Raw genomic sequence first — 1,023 nt, 5'->3', positions numbered from 1 at the left:
CGGCGGCGGGCGTAGGCGGTTCATCGCCATCACCGGCGGCAGCGTGGATGGGCCGCTGTTCCACGGCCGCGTCCTGCCCGGCGGCGGTGATTGGCAGACCATCCTGCCCGATGGATTGACCCAGGTGGATGCCCGCTATTTCCTGCAGGCGGCCGATGGCACGGTGGTGGATGTCAACAACCCCGGCGTGCGCGTGGCCAGCACCGCAGTGACCGAGCGCATTGCACGGGGCGAAGATGTGCCGAGCGACGCCTATTACTTCCGCACCACACCCCGCCTGGCCGCCCGGGCCGGCCCGTTCGCGTGGATGAACCGCGCCGTGTTCGTCGCGCGGGGCATCCGCAAGCCCGACCATGTGGAGATCGATTTCTACGTGGTGCGCTAGGGTGTGTGGGGATTGCGCCCATGGCGGGCTGCGAACGGCCGCTTTTCGCGCTTCCCGTGCTCACGTACCAAAAGTACGCTGCGCTCCAGGTCGCGAAAATCAGCCATTCTCGCGCCACCCTGGCCTGAATCCCCACACACCCTAGGCGCGGCGCGATCAGCGCGGTGATGGCGCGGGCAGAAACGCCTTGGGAGCAAGCGCCGCAGTGGTGAACCGCGCCAGGGCAATCGCGCCGTGGAAGTGGTTCACCCCATTGCGGCGCATGCCCACGCTGCTGCTGCCCGGCCCCTGCGGCGCAAAGGCCACGCGCGCCTCGCCTTCCAGCACGCCGTTGACATAGCTGCGATAGGTGGTGCCGTCATAGGTCTGCGCGACATGGTACCAGCGCCCTAGCGGATGCAGCCGGGCCGGATCGACCAGGACCTGGCTATAGCCGGCGCCTTTGACAAAGGTGTCGAGATACCACGAGGCGCCCACCACGCGGATTTCGAACAACATGCGGGTTTCGCCGGGCGGACGGCCGGGCACATCGTCGCTGGCGAGGTGCAGCCAGCGCTGCTCGAACGCGCCGCCATCGGGGCGGAACACGGCCTCGGCGGTAAAGCGCGCCGCGCCGGCCAGCGGGTGGCGCGGCAGGA

Annotated in this window: 2 protein-coding genes; one reads left to right on the top strand and one right to left on the bottom strand. The window is 68.8% G+C overall.

The window, feature by feature from the left end; all coding sequences use genetic code 11:
• On the top strand, window positions 1-385 hold a 385-nt coding region (locus H926_RS32670; protein ID WP_202804763.1), incomplete at its 5' end, for a DUF3237 domain-containing protein.
• 156 nt (window positions 386-541) lie between these two features.
• Here the strand turns inward: H926_RS32670 and H926_RS0118815 are convergent.
• Window positions 542-1,023: LamG-like jellyroll fold domain-containing protein (locus H926_RS0118815; RefSeq protein ID WP_028658227.1), on the bottom strand; the 482-nt coding region annotated here is incomplete at its 5' end.

Source organism: Novosphingobium sp. B-7 (assembly GCF_000410615.1).
In the GTDB taxonomy this organism is placed as follows: Bacteria; Pseudomonadota; Alphaproteobacteria; order Sphingomonadales; family Sphingomonadaceae; genus Novosphingobium; species Novosphingobium capsulatum.
The sequence above is the reverse complement of the archived record's forward strand: the minus strand, read 5'-3'. Positions and strand labels throughout refer to the sequence as shown.